The sequence below is a fragment of the Citrobacter sp. CK191 genome, from assembly GCF_030333435.1.
Classification (GTDB): Bacteria; Pseudomonadota; Gammaproteobacteria; order Enterobacterales; family Enterobacteriaceae; genus Citrobacter_B; species Citrobacter_B koseri.
Genome location: NZ_JAOWFX010000025.1, coordinates 45,948 through 67,737, shown reverse-complemented (window position 1 = coordinate 67,737; position 21,790 = coordinate 45,948). Strand labels below are relative to the sequence as shown.

20 protein-coding genes and 1 pseudogene are annotated in these 21,790 nt (G+C 55.0%); 6 read left to right on the top strand and 15 right to left on the bottom strand.

From position 1 onward, the window contains the following. Nucleotides 1-34 precede the first annotated feature (34 nt). Nucleotides 35-796 (bottom strand): uridine phosphorylase, encoded by a 762-nt coding sequence (udp, locus tag OGV82_RS06745; protein ID WP_012131176.1) that lies wholly within the window; start codon nucleotides 794-796, stop codon nucleotides 35-37. Nucleotides 797-1,054: 258 nt separating this feature from the next. Here udp and OGV82_RS06740 point away from each other — a divergent pair, with 258 nt between their 5' ends. Beyond that, nucleotides 1,055-1,864, top strand: a complete 810-nt coding sequence (locus tag OGV82_RS06740; RefSeq protein WP_012131175.1) for a dienelactone hydrolase family protein — start codon at nucleotides 1,055-1,057, stop codon at nucleotides 1,862-1,864. Nucleotides 1,865-1,960: 96 nt separating this feature from the next. Here the strand turns inward: OGV82_RS06740 and metE are convergent, their stop codons facing one another. Further along, on the bottom strand, nucleotides 1,961-4,222 hold the full coding sequence (gene metE / locus OGV82_RS06735; RefSeq protein WP_047459971.1) for a 5-methyltetrahydropteroyltriglutamate--homocysteine S-methyltransferase: 2,262 nt from the start codon (nucleotides 4,220-4,222) through the stop codon (nucleotides 1,961-1,963). A gap of 248 nt (nucleotides 4,223-4,470) precedes the next feature. Here metE and metR point away from each other — a divergent pair, with 248 nt between their 5' ends. After that, nucleotides 4,471-5,424, top strand: coding sequence for an HTH-type transcriptional regulator MetR (gene metR / locus OGV82_RS06730; RefSeq protein ID WP_012131173.1), 954 nt, complete (start codon nucleotides 4,471-4,473; stop codon nucleotides 5,422-5,424). Here metR and OGV82_RS06725 read toward each other — a convergent pair. The 3 genes and pseudogenes from OGV82_RS06725 to pldB form a co-directional block, all read right to left on the bottom strand. After that, nucleotides 5,312-6,211 carry a carboxylate/amino acid/amine transporter gene (locus tag OGV82_RS06725; protein ID WP_012131171.1) on the bottom strand — a complete coding sequence of 300 codons (900 nt, stop codon included), beginning with the start codon at nucleotides 6,209-6,211 and terminating at the stop codon, nucleotides 5,312-5,314. The genes metR and OGV82_RS06725 overlap by 113 nt on opposite strands. Nucleotides 6,212-6,291: 80 nt before the next feature. After that, nucleotides 6,292-7,092: a sugar/pyridoxal phosphate phosphatase YigL gene (gene yigL, locus OGV82_RS06720; RefSeq protein WP_012131170.1), complete on the bottom strand. Its 801-nt coding sequence runs from the start codon at nucleotides 7,090-7,092 to the stop codon at nucleotides 6,292-6,294. Nucleotides 7,093-7,138: 46 nt separating this feature from the next. Continuing rightward, nucleotides 7,139-8,128 (bottom strand): annotated as a pseudogene (gene pldB / locus OGV82_RS06715) (lysophospholipase L2); the annotation flags it as partial. A 111-nt stretch (nucleotides 8,129-8,239) separates the two neighbouring features. Here pldB and rhtB point away from each other — a divergent pair. Further along, on the top strand, nucleotides 8,240-8,860 hold the full coding sequence (rhtB, locus tag OGV82_RS06710; RefSeq protein WP_047459975.1) for a homoserine/homoserine lactone efflux protein: 621 nt from the start codon (nucleotides 8,240-8,242) through the stop codon (nucleotides 8,858-8,860). 157 nt (nucleotides 8,861-9,017) lie between these two features. After that, the gene (locus OGV82_RS06705; protein ID WP_502873742.1) at nucleotides 9,018-9,896 is read left to right on the top strand and encodes an Rpn family recombination-promoting nuclease/putative transposase; all 879 of its coding nucleotides are present in this window, start codon (nucleotides 9,018-9,020) and stop codon (nucleotides 9,894-9,896) included. A gap of 40 nt (nucleotides 9,897-9,936) precedes the next feature. On the opposite strand, the gene rhtC is transcribed toward OGV82_RS06705, so the two are convergent. The 3 genes from rhtC to pldA form a co-directional block, all read right to left on the bottom strand. Continuing rightward, entirely contained in the window at nucleotides 9,937-10,557 is a 621-nt protein-coding gene (gene rhtC, locus OGV82_RS06700; RefSeq protein ID WP_012131165.1) for a threonine export protein RhtC, read from the bottom strand. 63 nt (nucleotides 10,558-10,620) lie between these two features. Then, complete coding sequence (gene recQ / locus OGV82_RS06695; protein ID WP_012131164.1) at nucleotides 10,621-12,450, bottom strand: ATP-dependent DNA helicase RecQ; 1,830 nt, start codon at nucleotides 12,448-12,450, stop codon at nucleotides 10,621-10,623. Between the two features lie 90 nt (nucleotides 12,451-12,540). After that, entirely contained in the window at nucleotides 12,541-13,410 is an 870-nt protein-coding gene (gene pldA, locus OGV82_RS06690; protein WP_047459983.1) for a phospholipase A, read from the bottom strand. A 165-nt stretch (nucleotides 13,411-13,575) separates the two neighbouring features. On the opposite strand from pldA, the gene yigI reads away from it, so the two are divergent. Together yigI and rarD are read left to right on the top strand one after the other, a co-directional pair. After that, entirely contained in the window at nucleotides 13,576-14,043 is a 468-nt protein-coding gene (gene yigI, locus OGV82_RS06685) for an acyl-CoA thioesterase YigI (RefSeq protein ID WP_024130101.1), read from the top strand. Nucleotides 14,044-14,086: 43 nt separating this feature from the next. Continuing rightward, complete coding sequence (rarD, locus tag OGV82_RS06680) at nucleotides 14,087-14,980, top strand: EamA family transporter RarD (protein WP_047459986.1); 894 nt, start codon at nucleotides 14,087-14,089, stop codon at nucleotides 14,978-14,980. A gap of 77 nt (nucleotides 14,981-15,057) precedes the next feature. Here rarD and corA read toward each other — a convergent pair whose 3' ends face one another. From corA to dapF, 7 genes are all read right to left on the bottom strand, one after another. After that, complete coding sequence (gene corA / locus OGV82_RS06675; RefSeq protein ID WP_012131160.1) at nucleotides 15,058-16,008, bottom strand: magnesium/cobalt transporter CorA; 951 nt, start codon at nucleotides 16,006-16,008, stop codon at nucleotides 15,058-15,060. A 154-nt stretch (nucleotides 16,009-16,162) separates the two neighbouring features. Continuing rightward, the gene (ysgD, locus tag OGV82_RS06670; protein ID WP_213164972.1) at nucleotides 16,163-16,219 is read right to left on the bottom strand and encodes a YsgD/CorL family protein; all 57 of its coding nucleotides are present in this window, start codon (nucleotides 16,217-16,219) and stop codon (nucleotides 16,163-16,165) included. A 148-nt stretch (nucleotides 16,220-16,367) separates the two neighbouring features. Then, nucleotides 16,368-18,530: a DNA helicase II gene (gene uvrD / locus OGV82_RS06665; RefSeq protein WP_012131158.1), complete on the bottom strand. Its 2,163-nt coding sequence runs from the start codon at nucleotides 18,528-18,530 to the stop codon at nucleotides 16,368-16,370. 86 nt (nucleotides 18,531-18,616) lie between these two features. Further along, a complete protein-coding gene (gene yigB / locus OGV82_RS06660; RefSeq protein ID WP_012131157.1) occupies nucleotides 18,617-19,333 on the bottom strand; it encodes a 5-amino-6-(5-phospho-D-ribitylamino)uracil phosphatase YigB in 717 nt (238 codons plus the stop codon). Continuing rightward, nucleotides 19,333-20,235, bottom strand: a complete 903-nt coding sequence (gene xerC, locus OGV82_RS06655; RefSeq protein WP_012131156.1) for a tyrosine recombinase XerC — start codon at nucleotides 20,233-20,235, stop codon at nucleotides 19,333-19,335. The genes yigB and xerC overlap by 1 nt, the downstream gene beginning before the upstream one ends. Beyond that, entirely contained in the window at nucleotides 20,232-20,939 is a 708-nt protein-coding gene (locus tag OGV82_RS06650) for a DUF484 domain-containing protein (RefSeq protein ID WP_012131155.1), read from the bottom strand. The genes xerC and OGV82_RS06650 overlap by 4 nt, the downstream gene beginning before the upstream one ends. Further along, on the bottom strand, nucleotides 20,936-21,760 hold the full coding sequence (dapF, locus tag OGV82_RS06645) for a diaminopimelate epimerase (RefSeq protein ID WP_024130100.1): 825 nt from the start codon (nucleotides 21,758-21,760) through the stop codon (nucleotides 20,936-20,938). Before dapF ends, OGV82_RS06650 begins: the two co-directional genes overlap by 4 nt. Nucleotides 21,761-21,790: the final 30 nt, after the last annotated feature.

Sequence of the window (21,790 nt, the reverse complement as noted above, 5' to 3'; positions counted from 1 at the left end):
CGAACGCGTCGGCCTTTCGTGGGGAAGGGAAGAATTACAGCAGACGACGCGCTGCTTCCACGACAATTTTCACCGCATGGCTTTCGGTCTGTTTCATCGTTTCCGCATTCGGGATCTCTTGCTGAGTGCGGTTAACGATAACGCCCGCCACCATACCGGCACGCAGACCCTGGCTTGCGCACATGGTCAGCAGCGTGGCGGATTCCATTTCGTAGTTCATGACGCCCATCGATTGCCACTCTTCCATAGAACCTTTGAAACGACGAACGACGCGGCCAGAGAAGGTGTCGTAACGTTCCTGACCCGGATAGAAGGTGTCAGAAGAGGCAGTAACGCCAACGTGAGTGGTCGCGCCCACGGATTTCGCCGCTTCAACCAGCGCAGTCGTACATTCAAAATCGGCGACGGCCGGGAACTCCATCGGCGCAAAGTGCAGGCTCGCTCCGTCCAGACGTACAGACGCGGTTGTGACCAGCACATCGCCCACGTTGATATGCGGCTGAATAGCGCCAGTGGTGCCGATACGCAGGAAAGTACGAATACCCAGTTGCGCCAGTTCCTCTACCGCAATAGAGGTGGACGGGCCGCCAATACCGGTAGAGCAGACGATGATAGCTTTACCATCCAGCTCAGCACGCCAGGTGGTGAATTCGCGATGAGATGCCAGCTTAACCGGCTTTTCCATCAGCGCGGCGATCTTTTCCACACGCTCCGGGTCGCCAGGGACGATAGCCAGCGTAGCCCCTTGTAAATCATTTTTGGTGAGGCCGAGATGAAAAACATCAGACTTGGACATAAAAACTCCTCTGTGAATCGGGTTTGTCAGAAGAAGCAAAAAGACACTTTACCGAAGAGCTAAAAATAGTTTCGTGACGCTCATCACCATGAAGTAAATAAATTGCATTGAATTACCATGAAATAGTGAGTTATATCACATAAATATATCAATACCGCGCACCATTGCACAAAAGATAGCCTGTTTCAGGCAATGTGATTTGTTGCATGCTGTCTATATTTAACATTGCGCTATTTCCTTAAGGGTACGGAGAATACCATGACAACGATACAACAATCTGGCTTTGCACCTGCTGCTTCCCCCCTTGCTACCACAACGGTTCACACCCCGGATGACGCCATTATCGCAGGCGTAACATCCATTCCTACTCAGGGTGATGAGATGCCCGCCTGGCACGCGCGGCCAAAAGTGAACGATGGCGCGTTACCCGTTGTCATTGTGGTGCAGGAGATCTTTGGCGTTCATGAACATATTCGCGACGTTTGCCGTCGCCTGGCGCTGGAAGGGTATCTGGCTATCGCACCAGAACTCTATTTCCGCGAAGGCGATCCGAACGATTTTGCCGATATCCCAACGCTGTTAAGCGGTCTGGTGGCCAAAGTACCGGACTCTCAGGTACTGGCGGATCTGGACCACGTCGCCAGTTGGGCCTCCCGCAACGGCGGCGATGTGCATCGTCTGATGATAACCGGCTTTTGCTGGGGCGGGCGCATTACCTGGCTGTATGCAGCACACAATCCACAGTTAAAAGCCGCGGTAGCATGGTATGGAAAGCTGGTCGGGGACAAAACCCTGAACTCGCCCAGACACCCGGTGGATATCGCGACCGATCTGAACGCGCCGGTTCTGGGGCTGTATGGCGGGCAGGACACTGGCATTCCCGTGGATACCGTCGAAACCATGCGGCAGGCGCTGCGCGCAGCAAACGCCAAAGCGGAGATCGTCGTTTACCCGGATGCAGGGCATGCTTTTAATGCGGATTATCGTCCAAGCTATCACGAAGAATCGGCGAAAGATGGCTGGCAAAGAATGCTGGAGTGGTTTGCGCAGTACGGCGGGAAGAAATAAACGTTAATTGCCCGGTGGCGGCTATGCCTTACCGGGCCTACAACAGTTGCGATTTCCTGTAACCCGGGTAAGCGCTAGCGCTTCCCGAGCACCGAATTATGCCTGACGCAGATTCTGCGCGGCTTTGACCATGTTCGCCAGCGCGGCGCGGGTTTCCGGCCAGCCGCGGGTTTTCAGGCCGCAGTCCGGGTTCACCCACAAACGTTCCGCCGGAATACGCTGAGCGGCTTTATTCAGCAGGGCTTCAATCCACTCGACGCTCGGTACGTTCGGCGAGTGAATGTCGTAGACACCCGGCCCGATTTCGTTCGGGTATTCAAATTCTTCGAACGACTCCAGCAGCTCCATATCAGAACGCGACGTTTCAATGGTAATCACGTCCGCATCCAGCGCCGCGATAGAATCCATGATGTCATTGAACTCGCAGTAACACATGTGGGTATGGATCTGGGTATCATCCTTCGCCACCGCAGCGTTGATGCGGAAGGCTTCCACACCCCATTGCAGGTAAGCATCCCAGTCGCTGCGACGCAGCGGCAACCCTTCACGCAGTGCTGGTTCATCAATCTGAATGATGCCGATTCCCGCCGCTTCCAGATCGGCAACCTCATCACGCAGCGCCAGCGCAATCTGTTTAGCGATGGTTTCACGGCTCACATCTTCACGCGGGAATGACCAGCAGAGGATCGTCACCGGGCCGGTCAGCATCCCTTTCACCGGTTTATCAGTCAGGGACTGCGCGTATTTCGCCCACTCCACGGTGATCGGTTCCGGGCGGCTGACATCGCCAATGACGACCGGCGGTTTCACGCAGCGGGAGCCATAGCTCTGCACCCAGCCATTCTGGGTGAAAACAAAACCATCCAGATGCTCACCGAAGTACTCCACCATGTCGTTACGCTCGGCTTCACCGTGTACCAGTACGTCTAAACCTAAACGCTCCTGCTCAACGATCGCCTGTTTGATGTGTTCAGCGATGCCGGTACGGTAGTGATTTGCATCAAGGTTGCCCTTTTTGAAGTCCAGACGCAGGCCGCGGATTTCCGTCGTCTGCGGGAATGAGCCGATCGTGGTGGTCGGCCATGACGGCAGGTTAAAACGGTTACGCTGCGCCTGGGCACGTTCGGCATAAGGGCTGGCACGCTGGCTGTCCTGGGCGGTAATCGCCGCCAGACGTTTCTCCACCGCCGCGTTGTGCACGCGGGTGGAGTGGCGACGAGCCTGAATCGGCGCGCTCCACGCTTCAAGTTTTGCCGTGTCGCCGCTGTTCAGCGCATCGCACAGCAGCGCCAGTTCACCGCATTTTTGCAGCGCGAAAGCAAACCAGCTCTTCACTTCCGCATCCAGACGAGTTTCGACGCTCAGGTCGATCGGGCTGTGCAGCAGAGAGCAGGATGAGGCCACCCACAGGTCGCGTTTGCCGACAATGTCCTTAATTTGCGCATATTTTTCCGTAAGATCGGCGCGCCAGACGTTGCGACCGTTAACCAGCCCCGCAGACAGCAGCCAGTCAGACGGCAAACGCTTGTGCAGTTCGGCAACGTCATCTTTACCGTGTACCAGATCAACGTGCAGACCCTGCACCGGCAGCGCGGCGATGGTATCCAGATTCGGCGTGACGCCTTCAAAATAGGTCGTCAGCAGCAGCTTCACCTGGCCTTGCAGCGCATCATACGCAGGCTTGTAAGCATCCAGCCATTCCTGCGGCAGTTCCAGCACCAGCGCAGGTTCATCAATCTGTACCCATTCAACGCCGCGTTTCGCCAGCTCGGTCAGTACCTGTTTGTAGACCGGCAGAATGTCGTTCAGCAGGCTCAGACGGTCGAACGACTCACCTTTCACTTTACCCAGCCACAGGTAGGTTACCGGCCCCAGCAGTACCGGTTTCACCTTGTGACCCAGCGCCAGCGCTTCGTCCACTTCATCCAGAAGCTGAGTCCAGGTCAGTTTAAACTGCTGACCCTTCACAAACTCCGGCACCATATAGTGATAGTTGGTGTTAAACCATTTGGTCATTTCCGCCGCCGCAGCCGGTTCACCGGTCGGCGCGCGACCGCGGCCAATGCGGAACAGAGTGTCGATATCCACCGAGCCGTCGCTGTTCTGATGACGAGCCGGTACATTGCCCAGCAACAGGCTGGTGGTCAGAACATGGTCGTACCAGGCGAAATCGCCCACCGGCAGCAGGTCGATGCCCGCCTGCTTTTGTTGATCCCAGTGGCGCGCACGCAGTTCACGTCCGGTTGCCAGCAGGTCTTCACGTGTGGCGTTGCCCGCCCAGTAGCTCTCTTGCGCTTTTTTTAACTCACGACGCAGGCCAACGCGAGGAAAACCGAGGGTGTGATTGCGGATTGTCATGTTTATTCCTCTCTTATTTCATTGAATCTGAATAGAAAACTCTAAATAGTTCGGCTTGCAGGAAGGCGGCAACGATGCGCATCCCCAGGAGCTTACTGAAGTAAGTGACTGGGGTAAGCGAGGAAGCCAACGCATCTGCAAGTCGAAACATGACGAGTTTTAGACGTCCAGATGTTTACACATCTATAATTGGCAGGTACTGTATATTCCTCAAGCGCAATTTACTCATGCCGAAGTGAAGGACTTTCATGATCGAGATTAAACACCTGAAAACGCTCCAGGCGTTGCGGAATAGCGGTTCGCTGGCGGCTGCGGCGGCTACGCTGCACCAGACCCAATCCGCCTTGTCTCACCAGTTCAGCGATCTGGAACAGCGCCTTGGCTTCCGGTTATTCGTCCGTAAGAGTCAGCCGCTGCGTTTTACGCCACAGGGGGAAATTCTCCTGCAACTGGCAAACCAGGTACTGCCGCAGATTAGCCGCGCCCTACAGGCCTGTAACGAACCACAGCAGACACGATTACGCATTGCGATTGAATGTCATAGCTGTATTCAGTGGCTGACCCCGGCGCTGGAAAACTTCCACGCCAGGTGGCCGCAGGTTGAGATGGATTTCAAATCCGGCGTGACGTTTGATCCCCAGCCCGCATTGCAACAGGGGGAGCTGGATCTGGTGATGACATCAGACATCCTGCCGCGCAGCGGGCTGCACTATTCGCCGATGTTCGATTTTGAAGTACGACTGGTGCTGGCGCCCGATCATCCGCTGGCCAGTAAGACGCAGATTACGCCGGAAGATTTAGCCAGCGAGACGCTGTTGATCTATCCGGTACAGCGCAGCCGACTGGATGTCTGGCGGCATTTCCTGCAACCCGCCGGCATCAGCCCGTCACTGAAAAACGTGGATAACACCCTGCTGCTGATTCAGATGGTCGCCGCCAGAATGGGCATTGCCGCCCTGCCGCACTGGGTAGTGGAGAGTTTCGAACGCCAGGGGCTGGTCGTCACCAAAACCCTGGGCGACGGTTTATGGAGCCGCCTCTACGCTGCAGTGCGCGATGGCGAGCAGCGTCAGGCGGTGACTGAAGCGTTTATTCGCTCGGCGCGGAACCACGCATGCGACCATCTGCCGTTTGTACGGAGCGCGGAGCGACCCACTTCCGATGTACCCACAGGGAAGCCAGTATCACAAGCGCGCCTGTAATAAAACTCGGCCAGTGGGGCTGTTGATGCCAGATCGCCAGATTAACCAACAGTCCCGCAGGCACATGCATATTGTTCATGATGCCTAACGTACCGGCATCCACCTGGGTCGCGCCATAGTTCCACATGAAGTAGCCGATGCCCGACGCCGCCACGCCCAGGAAGATCAGAATGCTCCACTGTAGCGTCGTTTCCGGCATATTCTGCGCGTTCCCCAGCATAGACCAGGCGACAACGGCCACCAGAAATGCCCCGACGTAAAACCAGGCGAACGCGTTATGCTGCGGCATAGGCCGGGTTTCCATCAGACGCTTGTAGCCCACCATCCCGATGGCAAAACTGATATTGGAAAGCTGTACCAGCAGTAACCCCGTCCAGAAATGATCGGTAACCTGGTCGTAACGAATAATCCCAGCGCCGATGACCGCCAGCAACGCGCTGAAGGCATAACCCCAGCGCAGGCGACGCTTGCTCATCAAATCATAAATCAGCGTGATATAAAGCGGCGTAAGGACGGTAAACAGCAGCAGTTCGGAGACCGTCAGATAGAGATAGGCGCGGAAACTCAGCATATACATAATGCCAAGCTGCATCGCCCCCACCAGCATATACAAGCCAATGGTTTTTACGCTATGCCCACGGGTACGCAGAAACGGGAGAAACACCAGCGCTGCCAGCCCAACACGCACCAGCACCGCAAAATAGCTATCAACATGACCCGCGAGATACTCGCCGAACAGGCTAAAGGAGAAGGCCCACAGGATAGTGGTAATGATGAGTAGCGCCACAATGGATGTCTCTTTGAATAAAGGGCACCCATTGTAGCGGAGAGTTTAGTTGACAACTGGTCAACTAAAGAGCAATCGCATTACCGCAAAAAGAGCTTACGCAGATAATGCGGTACGGCATCGTCGGCATTGATGCCAATGATTTCCAGGCCCGGATGCAGATCTTTCAGGCGCTGATGGGCATTGCCCATAATGCAGCCTTTCCCCGCCATCGAGAGCATTTCCGCGTCGTTCATACCATCGCCAAACGCAATGCAATCCTGCAATTTGTAACCCATCGCTTTCGAGACGGCTTCCAGCGCATGCCCTTTCGACACGCCTCCCGCCATCACTTCCAGACAGGTCAGCGTAGAGAAACTGACGTTCACGCGATCGCCCCAACGTGCGTTAATCGCCTGCTCCAGCGGCAGTAGTTTTTCATGCGCATCGCTGGTGAAGAACACTTTGCTGACCCCTTCAGGCTCCAGCATCGCCGGTTCGAACAGCGAATAGTGAAATACTGCTTCTTTGAAGAAACGCATTTCATCCGGGCGGTGGCGGTTCATAAACCACTCGTCATCGCGATAGACGTTAGTCACGATATCCGGGCTTGCATTCACTACGCCAAACAGATCGCTGGCGATGTCGCGGTCAAGGTTGTGGGTGAACACCAGGTTCCCATCGGTGTCATGCACGCGCGCGCCGTTGGAGGTAATCATGTAAGACTTAATCTCAAGATTATCGCGGATTTGCCCCACATCGACGTGGTGGCGGCCAGTCGCGAACACAAAATTCACGCCACAGGCGGTCAATAATTTCAGCGTCTCTTTCGCGTAAGGGGACAACGTGTGATCGGGAGAGAGCAGCGTACCATCTAAATCAGACGCAACAACCTGATACATAAGAAAATTAAACCTCAAGGCAAAGCGGTTTCCGCTGGATGAATTAGTTATGCCTGTCGAAAAATTCGACAATGGCGTTAAGCGCGACTGAGCGCATTGCGTCCTTTTCAAAAAGGATCTCATGGTACGCGCCTTTTATGACAAGCGGTCGCTCTCCCTCTACGGGATGGCCCGCTGCGGCGCGGATTTCACAAAAACGGTCATGCGCGCGGTTATCCACCACACGCTCTTCTTCAGCCTGAACGAGTAGCACAGGGGTTGCGTCATCACCCGCCCCCACCAGAGCCTGCTCACCGGCCAGAATACCTTCACGCACCCAGTGGTAAGTCGGCCCCCCGACGCGCAGCCGGGGTTCATCGGCATAGAAACGTAAATTGCGCCGATAGCGCTGCCGACTGTGCGTTAGCACATTCATACTAAAGGGCAGCGCTCGCCAGCGCCCGGTGCCAATGGCATACCCTTCACGGATTCGCTGATGCCCCTCGGCCCAGTCAAGAATGTGGCGCACCATCCATTCCGGTAAGCGCATCACGATACCAAACATCGGCGCGCAAAGCGCGATGGCATCACACTGGACGGCGTTGCGTTGCAGGAACAGCGTGGCGATAGCGCCCCCCATAGAGTGCGCCAGAATGTAGCGTTTCCGCCACGGCCCCGATTGCACTTCCTGCTGCCAGAATGCGGTTAAGTCATCGACATAATCGTTAAAATTGACCACATGACCACGGTGCGTATCCGACAGCAAACGCCCGGAGCGCCCTTGCCCACGGTGGTCGATGATGAGGACATCAAAACCAAGATGGAACAGGTCATACGCCAGTTCGGCATACTTTACGTAGCTTTCAATGCGACCTGGACAGATGACGATGACACGATCGTTTTTCTTTGCGTGAAAGCGGACAAAGTGTACGGGAACGTCGTCCACGCCCGTGAATTCTGCTTCTTCCCGCTGACGCCAGAAATCTGTCAGTGGCCCCATAGAAAAAGCAGCGAACGCGTTTTCTCTCGTTTCCCAGTCCTTTTGCTGCTGAAACATCGGGTATCCAGCCTCGTTTACCAGGTAAAAATCGTTTTCTTTATGATGCCTGACACAATACAGCGACAGTAGGGTATTGTGGCATAAAAACAGACAATCAGGGAGTTCCTCATGACCTTCGAATGGTGGTTCGCTTATCTGCTGACATCCATTATTTTGAGCCTTTCTCCCGGCTCCGGCGCCATCAATACCATGACCACGGCAATCAGCCACGGCTATCGCGGCGCAACGGCGTCTATTGCGGGTTTGCAGACCGGGCTTGGCATTCACATCGTACTGGTTGGCGTGGGCCTGGGGACGCTGTTTTCACGTTCCGTCGTCGCATTCGAAGTCCTGAAATGGGCGGGCGCCGCTTATCTGATCTGGCTGGGTATCCAGCAATGGCGTGCCGCAGGCGCTATCGATCTCAACACGCTGGCGCACGCACAGTCCCGAAGCCGTCTGTTCAGGCGCGCGGTATTTGTAAACCTGACCAACCCAAAGAGCATTGTTTTTCTCGCCGCGCTATTTCCGCAGTTTATCAAGCCGCAGGAGCCGCAGCTGATGCAGTACGTCGTGCTCGGCATCACAACCATTGTCGTTGATATCATTGTGATGATCGGTTACGCGACGCTGGCGACACGTATCGCAGGCTGGATTAAAGGGCCGAAGCAAATGAAGGCGTTGAATAAGGTATTTGGTTCGCTGTTTATGCTGGTGGGTGCGCTACTGGCGTCCGCAAGGCATGCCTGAGAAACTGGAATAGCGCTCGCAACATAATGTTAATCATATGAGCGCCTGAACCTGGCCTTTCGGGAAAGGTCGCAAACAAAGAAAATTATTTTTTATCATGCTATTGCGTTGCTGACGCCAGTGCCAGAATACCGCCGGACTCTCTTATTCATGGATGATAACGATGGCGGAAGCGACAACTCCACATGATGCGGTTTTTAAAACTTTCCTTTCCTGCGTGGAGACCGCGCGGGATTTTATTAAAATCCACCTGCCGCCCTCATTACTTGAGATTTGCAAACTGGATACGCTTCGCCTGGAACCCGGTAACTTTGTAGAAGATGATCTTCGCCCTTATTTCAGCGACATTCTGTATTCTCTGGAAACCACCAGCGGTCGTGGCTATGTACATGTCCTGATTGAACATCAAAGCTCACCTGACAAACTTATGTCGTTTCGCTTGATGCGCTATGCCGTGGCGGCAATGCACCAACACCTGCAAGCTGGCTACAAAACTCTACCGCTGGTTATCCCAGTGCTCTTTTATCATGGACAACAAAGTCCCTATAAAGGCGCCATGAACTGGCTGGATCACTTTGACGATGCGGATGCTGCCCGGAAGCTGTACAGCAATGCGTTTCCACTGGTAGATATTACGGTCATACCTGATGATGAGATTATGCAGCATCGTAGTATGGCCGCGCTGACGCTGGTGCAAAAACACATCCGCCAGCGTGATATGGTGTTGTTGCTGGATAAACTGACTCATCTGTTTATGCTAAAGGAGATGAGCGGACAACAAATAACCGTGCTGGTAAACTACATGGTGCAGGCAGGGAATACGCAAGATGTTCGAACATTACTGTATGAGCTGGCACAGCGCGTGCCGCAGCATGGAGAAAAACTGATGACAATAGCGGAGCAACTTCGGGAAGAGGGCAAACACATTGCCCTGTTAGATGTCGCAAAAGCAATACTAAAGCGAGGTTTTGAAATCGAAGCAATTATGGAAATGACCGGTCTTTCACAGGATGAATTGCGGCAACTCCAGAATTAAAGAGCATTACCCGCGCGGAGGCCTCCGGCGGGTAACAGGCTTAACGCGAAATAATCAGGTGAATGCCGAAACCGGCAAACAACGCACCGGCAAAACCGTCGATCCACTTCGCCAGGCGCTGATAACCGCGACGCATTTTCGGTAGCGCGAACAGGCTGGCGACCACGGTAAACCAGGCCAGCGTTTCCACGATAATCAACGCGAAAATACCCCAGCGCGCAGCTACGCCGACGTTATCGCCAACGAACAGTGAAAAGACCGATCCGAAATAGATGATCGCTTTCGGGTTCGCCAGGTTCGTCAGCAAACCTTTCACAAAGCTACGACCGCTTTGCGCCAGTTCAATCTGCGGCGCAGGCGCGGCGACGTCCTGTTTTTTCAGCGCGCCACGCAGCATCTGATAGCCCATCCAGCACAGGTACAAACCACCACCCACCATAATGATGGTATGCAGCCAGGCCATTTTCTCGATAATCAGATGCAGGCCGAGCAACGCAACGCCCGCCCAAACCATGACGCCGCAGGTAATGCCCAGCACGCCCATCATTGCTTCCTTGCGCGAGCGGCTCACGGCGGTTTGAGAGACAAAGAAAAAGTCCGGTCCAGGACTCATTAACGCAACGATATGCACCATCGCCACGGTGAGAAATAGCATCAACATAAAAATGACTCGCGGGGGAATAGTTTACCGAGTCACCATCCTGGCACTTTTTTACCTGGCTGACTACTCTTCGTCGTCACCATCGACATGCGCGCGGATCAGCGCCATAAACTCTTTACCGAAACGCTCCAGTTTGCGCATGCCGACGCCGTTAACGCTCAGCATTTCGCTCGGCGAAACCGGCATCTGTTCGGCCATTTCAATCAGCGTCGCATCGTTAAAGACGACATACGGCGGGATATTCTCTTCATCGGCAATGGCCTTACGCAATTTGCGCAGTTTGGCGAACAGTTTGCGATCGTAATTGCCGCCGAAGGATTTCTGCATCACTCGCGGCTTCAACGCGACGATACGCGGCACGGCAAGCTGCAACGGCACTTCGCCACGCAGCACCGGACGCGCCGCTTCGGTTAACTGCAACGCCGAATGTTGGGCAATATTCTGCGTAACCATACCCAGATGAATAAGCTGACGAATCACGCTGACCCAGTGCTCATGGCTCTGATCGCGACCAATGCCGTACACCGGCAATTTGTCATGCGCTAAATCGCGGATACGCTGATTGTTCGCGCCGCGCAATACTTCCACCACATAGCCCATACCAAAACGCTGATTAACGCGATAAATCGTCGACAGGGCTTTACGCGCATCCATCAGGCCGTCGTACTGTTTTGGCGGGTCGAGGCAAATATCGCAGTTGCCGCAGGGTTCCTGCCGCCCTTCGCCAAAGTAGTTCAGCAGCACCAGACGACGACAGGTCTGCGCTTCGGCAAACGCCCCCATCGCGTTCAGCTTATGCCGTTCAATATCCTGTAGCTGCCCGGCGGGTTTCTCCTCCAGACAGCGGCGCAGCCACGCCATATCAGCCGGATCGTAGAACAGCATCGCCTCTGCGGGCAGGCCGTCACGCCCGGCGCGGCCGGTTTCCTGATAGTAGGATTCAATGTTGCGGGGAATATCGAAATGCACCACAAAGCGCACGTTAGGTTTGTTAATGCCCATACCAAATGCGACGGTCGCCACGACGATTTGCAGATCGTCGCGCTGGAACTTCTCCTGCACATCGGCGCGCACGTTATTTTCCAGACCGGCATGATACGCCGCCGCGCTGATGCCGCGACTTTGCAGACGTGCGGCGGTGTCCTCCACCTTCGCCCGGCTGTTACAGTAGATGATACCGGACTTGCCGCGCTGTTCCTGCACATAGCGCATCAGCTGATCGAGCGGCTTAAATTTCTCCATCAGCATATAGCGGATGTTCGGACGGTCAAAGCTGCTGATCTGGATTAACGGATCGTTCAGCCCCAACAGGCGAACAATATCCAGTCGGGTGGTGTCATCTGCGGTGGCGGTCAACGCCATAAACGGCAGGGAAGGAAAACGCTGGCGGAGCTGACCGAGCGCGGCGTATTCCGGGCGGAAGTCATGCCCCCACTGCGAGATACAGTGCGCTTCATCGACGGCCAGTAAGACCGGATTCCAGTGCGCCAGATGCTCAAGGAAGTTATCCAGCATCAGGCGCTCCGGCGCAATATACAGCAGGCGAACCTGCCCGGTTCGGCAACCGGCCATCACCTCATGCTGCTGTTCACGGCTCTGCGTCGAGTTCAGGCACGCCGCCGCCACGCCGTTTGCCAGCAACTGGTCGACCTGATCTTTCATCAGGGAGATAAGCGGCGAAACGACAACGGTGAGTCCGTTAAGCAGTAAGGCTGGAATCTGGTAACACAGGGATTTGCCGCCGCCGGTCGGCATGACGACCAGGCAATCACGACCCGAGACGACCGTCTCAATGATCTCTTCCTGGCCTGGGCGAAACTGTTGGTAGCCAAAGGTTTCCTGTAAAACCTGTTTAGCCCCCAATTCCAGATTCAACACTTCCGCCTGCGCCACATTAACCCCGTTTGCCTGAAATAAAAACAGGCGCTATTTTCAGCGCCTGCGAAAGAAACTGCAATGTTTTAAACACAATCATTGCGCAGATCAGAATATGTCATTCAGCATAACACCCACGCCGACACGCGTCTGATTAAAGTTATAGTCGATTAACGATTCGCCATAGCCACTGTATACCTGGGTATAGAGACGCACATGTTTCGTCATCGGGTAACTTAACCCCACTTCCGCCCCGCCGTAACCGGTATTCCAGTTGTACTGGCCCTTCGCACTCAGCACCGCATCTCCCAGGTGATAGCCGATTTTAAGCTGATAGTAGCCCATATATTTAGTGATATCGGGGTTATCGCCGGTGCCGCCAACGACGTACCACGGTTTCACTTCCATCAGCCAGTTACCGTTTTGCGCCATCAGACGCGTATACAGGCGGTTCCAGCTCCGCGAAGTCGGATCGGAACGCCCGTTGGAGTTATGGTTATACCCCATCTCCACATCGCGCAGCGTCCAGCCTGCAAAGTGGTAATCCGTGGCAAAGCCGAGGAACAACTGCGGTTCGTAGTTAGTCTCACGAAACGGCGAGGACTCTTCGCTGTTGGACAACTGCCACCAGGATTTCTGCGTGTACGACGCCCCCAGCACCGAGTTTGGCCCAACAATCCCACGCCAGAACGGGAAGGCCAGGCTCAGCTGAAACTTCACTTCGTCTTTGCGCGCGTTTTCAGACCAGTTATAAGAGCTGATCGCTTCTTTGTTCAGATCGCTGGTATTGGTGTAGATCAGGTAGTTCGTATCATAAGGATAAAGCGTGAAGGGATTATCATGCACCTGCAACATGTTTGCGATAATACTGCCCTGTACCGCAGGCGCGTCATGAATTTCTTTCACTGTCGCTTCCTGCGCATATACAGCCAATGGCATCATTGCTGCTGGTAATAACCAACCCAAAATCGCCCGCATCGGTCGTGTTCTCCTGAACGCAATAAGTGTTGAATGGTATAATTATCTGCCAGCCATTCTACATACTTACTTAATCCCTGTTTAGTTATCCTCTCTTAAAGTAGAAAACAACAAATAAGAAGCATAATATCAACATTTCATTAACCAATGGAGTGTCTGGATCGTATCTCTTCCGTACTTACCGCTGAGCAGGCCCTGAAACTGGTGGGCGAGATGTTTGTTTACCATATGCCTTTTAACCGGGCATTAGGACTGGAGCTGGAACGCTATGAAAAGGAGTTTGCCCAACTGGCCTTTAACAATCAGCCGATGATGGTAGGCAACTGGGCGCAAAGTATTTTACACGGCGGAGTGATCGCCTCCGCGCTGGACGTCGCCGCCGGACTGGTGTGCGTGGGCAGCACGCTGACCCGCCATGAGACCATCAGCGAAGACGAGCTACGCCAGCGCATGTCGCGTATGGGAACTATCGATCTGCGCGTTGACTACCTGCGCCCGGGCAGAGGCAACCGCTTTACCGCCACCAGCAGCCTGTTGCGCGCGGGCAATAAAGTTGCTGTGGCGCGTGTGGAACTGCACAACGAAGAACAGCTTTACATTGCCAGTGCGACCGCAACTTATATGGTGGGATAAAAACAGGTAAACTGTTGTTACATTTCTGATATGAGTTTTCCCGATGGATGCTAAGCAAACGCGGCAGGGCGTGTTACTCGCTCTTGCCGCCTATTTTATTTGGGGCATCGCACCCGCGTACTTCAAACTGATTTACTACGTGCCCGCAGACGAGATCCTGACGCACCGCGTGATCTGGTCATTTTTCTTTATGATCGCGCTGATGAGCATCAGCCGCCAGTGGTCTGGCGTTAAAACACTGCTGCAAACGCCGAAGAAAATTTTCATGCTGGCGCTGTCAGCCGTGCTGATCGGTGGAAACTGGCTGCTCTTTATCTGGGCGGTCAATAACCACCATATGCTGGAAGCCAGCCTCGGGTATTTTATTAACCCGCTGGTTAACATTCTGCTGGGAATGCTGTTCCTCGGCGAGCGCTTCCGTCGTATGCAGTGGCTGGCGGTGATTCTGGCGGCCTGCGGCGTACTGGTGCAGCTCTGGACCTTCGGCTCTCTGCCGGTCATCGCACTGGGGCTGGCGTTTAGCTTTGCGTTTTACGGCCTGGTACGTAAGAAGATTGCGGTTGAAGCACAAACGGGGATGCTGATCGAAACGCTGTGGCTATTGCCGGTCGCCGCGATTTATCTGTTTGGCATCGCGGATAGCCCAACCAGCCATATGGGGCAGAATCCGCTGTCACTGAATCTGTTGCTGATTGCGGCAGGTATCGTCACCACGGTACCGCTGCTGTGCTTTACCGGGGCGGCGACGCGCCTGCGCCTCTCCACGCTGGGTTTTTTCCAGTACATTGGCCCAACCCTGATGTTCCTGCTGGCCGTGACGTTCTATGGAGAAATACCGGGCGCCGATAAGATGGTGACGTTTGCCTTTATTTGGGTGGCGCTGGCGATTTTTGTGATGGATGCGATTTATACACAAAGACGCAAAGTTCGAGGATAAAAGCGTGCCGATGGCGCGTCGCTTATCCGGCCTACGGATCAGTAGGCCCGGTAAGCGACGCACCACCGGGCGCAATATTACAGCCAGTTCTTACGCTTGAAGTACAAATACGGCGCCAGACCCGCAAGGATCATAAAGATAATCGCGCCAGGGTAACCAAAGCTCCACTTCAGCTCCGGCATAAACTCAAAGTTCATCCCATAGCTGGACGCCACCAGCGTCGGCGGCAGGAACACCACGGATACCACCGAGAAGATCTTGATAATGCGGTTCTGCTCGATGTTGATGAAGCCCATCGCCGCCTGCATCAGGAAGTTCACCTTCTGGAACAGGGATTCGTTGTGCGGCAGCAGGGACTCGATATCGCGCAGAATCTCACGCGCCTGCTCCAGTTGCCCCCCCGGAAGACGCGCCTTGCGCACCAGGAAGTTAAGCGCGCGCTGGGTATCCATCAGACATAAGCGAACTTTCCAGCCGATATCTTCCAGCTCTGCCAGCGTGGAGAGCGCTTCGTCATATTCATCGCCCTGATGCCCTTCCATGATCACGCGGCTTAGTTCTTCCAGATCGCTGTAGATGTTTTCAATTTCATCCGCCAGCTGTTCGATTTTGGTTTCAAACAGGTCGAGCAGTAATTCATAGGCATTGCCGTCCACCATCGCCTGGTTACGGGCGCGCATACGGTACAAGCGGAAAGCGGGCAGTTCGCGCTCACGCAGCGTAAACAGGCGGCCATCGCGAATGGTGAATGCTACCGTGGAGTTACCGGCGTGGTCTTCCGCATCTTCGAAAAAGAAAAAGGAGTGGATGTGCAGCCCGTCTTCGTCTTCAAAGAAACGCGCGGATGCTTCGATGTCTTCCAGTTCAGGACGTGTCGCCAGGCTTTGGCCCAGTTCAGATTGTACGCGCAGTCGCTCGTCGTCGTCCGGTTCGACCAAATCGACCCATACGGCATCAATCAGGGTTTGTGACTCTTCGACTTCCAGCCGGGTCAGTCGATTATTTTCCAGTTGAAATGCGCTCAGCATGACCGGGACTCCCAATGCTTAAAAATATCGGACAGTTCGGGTGGGCACACAGAAACAAATTGGGTTTCAGACCATTAAACAGCCTGACTCAGCGCGACGGGAAAAAGAGAAGGTCGCTGACAACCGCTAAGGCTATCAGCAAAAAGGGATAGCCTTAGGAGTTGATCCTGAATGACAGGATAATGAGCCAGCATCTACTGGGTGTGTCCAAGGCGAATGTCCTCTTAGCGTAATCGTGCGCGCATGTTACGCCAGCAAAAATTTGACGTCAACACGCAACGAAACGCTGAAGAACAATTATTGCCCTTCAGCGTATAAGGCTAGCAGATTATTACAAAATAATGATATTTTTCTGAAAGTTACGCATTTTCGAATTGAACATAAGAAGCAACAAACCATTTAATGCCCTGCCCCTGAAACGCGATTTGCAACCGGGTATGTTCACCGCTGCCTTCCAGATTGACGATCGTGCCTTCACCGAATTTCGGGTGACGCACGCGCTGTCCCAGCTTGTACCCGGTGTCGTTTTCCGCCATCGGGGTTCCCATCCGCTGGTGACTCACCGGACGACTGACCGTGGCACGCAGCCGCACTTCTTCCACACAGTCTTCCGGCAATTCGCCGATAAAGCGCGACGGGCGGTGGTAGACCTCTTTGCCATACAGACGGCGAGTTTCCGCATAGGTCAACGTCAGCTTCTGCATCGCGCGGGTTACGCCGACGTAGGCCAGGCGACGCTCTTCTTCAAGGCGCCCGCCTTCATCCAGCGACATCTGGCTGGGGAACATCCCCTCTTCCATGCCGACGATGAACACCTGCGGAAACTCCAGCCCTTTCGCCGAGTGCAAGGTCATCAGTTGAACCGCATCCTGCCACGTATCCGCCTGCCCTTCGCCCGCTTCCAGCGCGGCGTGAGAGAGAAACGCCTGCAACGGCATCAGGTCTTCATCTTCTTCGTTGTAGCTGAACTGGCGCGTCGCCGTCACCAGTTCTTCTAAGTTCTCAATACGCGTCTGGCCTTTCTCGCCTTTTTCCTGCTCGTACATCATGCGCAGACCCGAGTCTTTAATCACCCGATCGGTCTGAACATGCAGCGGCATATCTGCCGTTTCCTGAGCCAGCGCGTCAATTAGCTCGATAAAGCGTTGCAGGGCGCTTGCGGCGCGGCCAGCCAGCGCTTTCTCCTGCAACAGCTCGCGGCACGCCTGCCACAAGGTTAACTGACGGTCGCGCGAGGTCTGGCGCACAACGTCCAGCGTGCGATCGCCAATACCGCGCGTCGGGGTGTTCACCACGCGCTCAAACGCCGCATCATCATTACGATTGGCGATCAGGCGCAGATAGGAGAGCGCATCTTTAATTTCCTGACGTTCGAAGAAGCGCATACCGCCATAAATACGGTACGGCATACTGGCCTGCAACAGCGCCTCTTCCAGCACGCGCGACTGGGCGTTGCTGCGATAGAGAATGGCGCACTGTTCCAGCGCCCCGCCGTTGTCCTGCCAGGTTTTGATGCGGTTAACGACAAAACGCGCTTCATCCAGCTCATTAAACGCGCAATACAGTGAAATCGGTTCGCCATCAATGCCATCGGTCCACAGCTTTTTCCCCAGACGGCCATTGTTGTTTTCAATCAGGGTGTTCGCCGCGCTGAGGATGTTGCTGGTCGAGCGGTAATTCTGCTCCAGACGAATGGTTTCCGCGCCCGGGAAATCCTTGAGGAAACGCTGGATGTTCTCTACCTGCGCTCCACGCCAGCCGTAAATAGACTGGTCATCATCGCCGACGATCATCACTTTGCCGGTATCGCCTGCCAGCAGACGGATCCACGCGTACTGGATGTTGTTGGTATCCTGGAATTCGTCCACCAGGATATTGGTAAAACGTTCGCGGTAGTGCTGAAGGATATGCGGCTTGTTGAGCCACAGCTCGTGCGCGCGCAGCAGCAGTTCGGCAAAATCCACCAGCCCTGCGCGATCGCACGCTTCCTGATAGGCCTGGTAAACCTTCTGCCAGGTCTGCTCCACCGGGTTGCCGTAGCTCTGAATATGGTGCGGACGCAGCCCTTCGTCTTTCTGGCTGTTGATGTACCACATTGCCTGACGCGGCGGCCACTGCTTCTCGTCAAGGTTCATCGCTTTAATAAGGCGCTTGAGCAGGCGCAGCTGATCTTCGCTGTCGAGGATCTGGAAATCCTGCGGCAGGTTGGCGTCCATATGGTGCGCGCGCAGCAGACGGTGCGCCAGACCGTGGAAGGTGCCGACCCACATCCCGCCCTGCGTGGTTCCCATTAACTGACCGATACGGTGGCGCATTTCCGCCGCCGCCTTATTGGTGAAGGTAACGGCCATAATGGAATAGGGTGAATTATTCTCTACGCTCAGCAGCCAGGCGATACGGTGCACCAGCACGCGGGTTTTGCCGCTCCCCGCTCCCGCCAGCACCAGCATGTTGCTACGTGGCGCAGCCACCGCTTCGCGCTGTTTATCATTAAGGCTTTCGAGCAGGTAAGAAACGTCCATTGGCACCGCCGCGTAAAAGTGTGTTGGGCGGATAAGCGCAGCGCCATCCGCCAAAAAGCTGGGTATATATACAATACTGCTGGTGATTATATCAGCGAGGTCAAAGATGCCAACCGTGAAATTTCGATATGCGGCAGTAAACGGCTGTCAGTGGTCTGCATCAGGTCGGCATTTTCTGGTTTGATCCAGCAGGCCTGCATTCCACAGCGGATCGCCCCGGCGACATCGGTCGTCAGATCGTCGCCGACGTGGAGGATCTCGCCGATCGGCATGTTGAGCTTCTCCGCCGCCAGAGAGTACATGTCGCTGAACGGTTTAGAGCGCCCGTCCGGGCCCGCGCGCAGCACAAATTCGAAGTAATCGCCCAGCCCAAACAGTTCCGGCTGCGCATTGCCGTTAGTAATGGCCACCAGCGGCCATTTTTTTGCAAGCCGCTTCAGCGTGTCATGCGTCACTTGTGGAACATCGATACGACTGCGCCACTTTGCGAAATTGATCATCGCGGCGTTCGCCCCCGCCATTGCCTCTTCCGCTGACAGGCCCGCTTCCAGCATGGCGCGCTCCACGGCGCGATGACGCCATCTCGTCACATCATGATAAATTTCCGGCTCTGCTTCGCGTACCGCCTGACGCAGGCGATACAGGTCGGCATTCTGCAATGTACGCAGCGCAGGATGGTAGTTTTGCACAAAGGTGAGCGCTTCCTGCTCGGTGCGCAGGATAACCGGACGGTTATCATAAAGGGTGTCATCCAGATCGAACGTGAGTGCTGAGATGTGTCCCAAAGGCCGGTAAAAACGCATTATTTCCCCCGTTTGGCGCGTGGATGCGCCGCATCGTACACCGAGGCCAGGTGTTGAAAATCAAGATGAGTATAGATTTGCGTGGTAGACAAATTGGCATGGCCTAACAGCTCCTGCACGCCGCGCAGGTCGCCGCTCGACTCCAGCATATGGGTCGCGAACGAGTGACGCAGTTTATGCGGATGGACATGGCTGTTCAGCCCTTGCTTAATGCCCCACTCCGCAAACCGTTTTTGTACATTGCGCGCGGAGATCCGTTTCCCGAGCTTCGAGAGAAACAGCGCATCGTCATCGCTGCCGAACAGGCCGCGCAGATCCAGCCAATGCTCAATCCACGCCACCGCATTGCGGCCAATGGGCAGACGCCGTTCTTTGCTGCCCTTCCCCATCACCCACACTTCGCCCGTATCGAGATCGAGGTGTTTGATGTCTAACCCCACCAGTTCAGACAAACGCAACCCCGCGCCGTACATCACCTCCAGCATCGCCCGATCGCGTACGGCAAGCGGATCGTTAAGGTCGATATCCAGCAGGCGGTTAATATCATCCACGTCGATATTTTTCGGCAGGTGACGCGGCGCTTTCGGCGCAGAGACGCCTTTCGCCGGGTTGGCGTTGAGTTCACCCTGGCTCACCAGCCAGTCAAAGAAACTGCGTAAAGCAGAGAGGCGCAACGCCAGGCTGGCGGGCCCTAACCCTTTACGGCGGCTACGTACCGCGAAAGCGCGCACCATCGCAGCGTCACATTGTTGCCAGCTTTGCAGACCGGTTTCTCCGGCTAAAGCGATAATGGCATCAAGCTGACGCTGATAGTTCAGTAGCGTAATGGGGCTAAGTTGCCGTTCTACGCCCAGGTAACGCAAGAAGCGCGCAACGTCCTGAGAAAGCGATAATTCGGTCATACACGTTCAATCCAGCGCTCCAGCAGTTCCGGCAACATCAAGGCGATTTCTTGCAGTAACTGTGTCCCCTGCCCCTGTTGGTAATGATGCACATCGCGGCTACTGAAAAGTATGACCCCCAGATCGCCATCACGCCCCAGCATCGACATCGCCACCGAGCCAATCGCTTTGGCTTCAGGCAGCACCACCAGCAGTTCCGGGCCATTCAATGGGCCAAGATAGTGTTGCGCCTGCCCCAGACGCTGGATACGCAGCGGTTCAAAGGCCTGACGGCTTAACGCCAGATGGGTATGATTCGACGGCGCGCCGAGTCGCCAGCGATCGGGAAACAGCCGGATGGTCGCGCCCGCCAGCCCCAGCTCCCGCGCCCAGCGATGAAACCGCATCAGCATTTCATCCAGGCTACTGGCGGAAACCAGCCGTCCCTGCAAATGCAGCAGACGGTAGAACAGGCTTTCGTTGGCATTCGCCTGTTCCATTAGCAGCGTCATGTTCTCTTCAAGAACATGGATATGATTCCGGGCGCGGGCCATGTGCCACTCAACAAGCGACACCGTACCCCGCACGGGATGCGGAACGCGCATCGCCTCAACGGCGCGCGCATTACGGATAAAAAACTCAGGGTTACGCAGTAGATAATCGACGACCGCCCGGTCGTCCAGTTCCATCTGTGTTTCCTGTAGTTCTTCCCCTGGTTGCTTCATAGATGAATAAATCCGTCGTAGACATGTGCCGCCGGGCCAGTCATATACAACGGATGACCCGGGCCTTTCCAGGCGATATCAAGGCGACCGCCAGGTAATTCCACGCGTACTTCTTCTGCCAGCAAACCCTGCTGAATGCCCACCGCAACGGCGGCGCATGCGCCGCTGCCGCAGGCCTGAGTTTCTCCTGCCCCACGTTCATAAACGCGTAATCGGATATGCTCGCGCTTCACAACCTGCATAAACCCAATATTCGCTCGTTCTGGAAAACGCTCATGGCTTTCCAGAACCGGTCCCAGCGTTTCGACTGCCGCCGTGTCGATATTATCGACCTGAATCACGCAGTGCGGGTTCCCCATTGAAACCACGCCGCACAATATTGTCTGCTCGGCCGCTCGCATAATATAGGTCTTTTCCGCTTTGTTGGCGCGAAAAGGAACCTGCGCGGGTTCAAAGTTTGGCTCACCCATGTTCACCCGCACCAGCTCATCATCTGTGACGCTCAGCACCATCCGGCCATTGGCCGTGCTGACGCGGATATCGCGCTTATTGGTCAGCCCTTTCAGACGCACAAATCGCGCAAAGCAGCGGGCGCCGTTACCGCACTGCGACACTTCGCTGCCATCGGCGTTGAAGATGCGGTAATGAAAATCCAGTTCAGGATCGTAAGGAGGCTCGACAACCAGAAGCTGGTCGAACCCCACGCCCAGATGCCTGTCTGACAGGCGGCGGATCAACTCCGGCGAGAAAAAGACATTCTGCGTTACCGCGTCGACGACCATAAAATCGTTGCCAAGGCCATGCATTTTAGAGAATTGCATCATTCACTCCATTTACGCGGGGACAGAAAC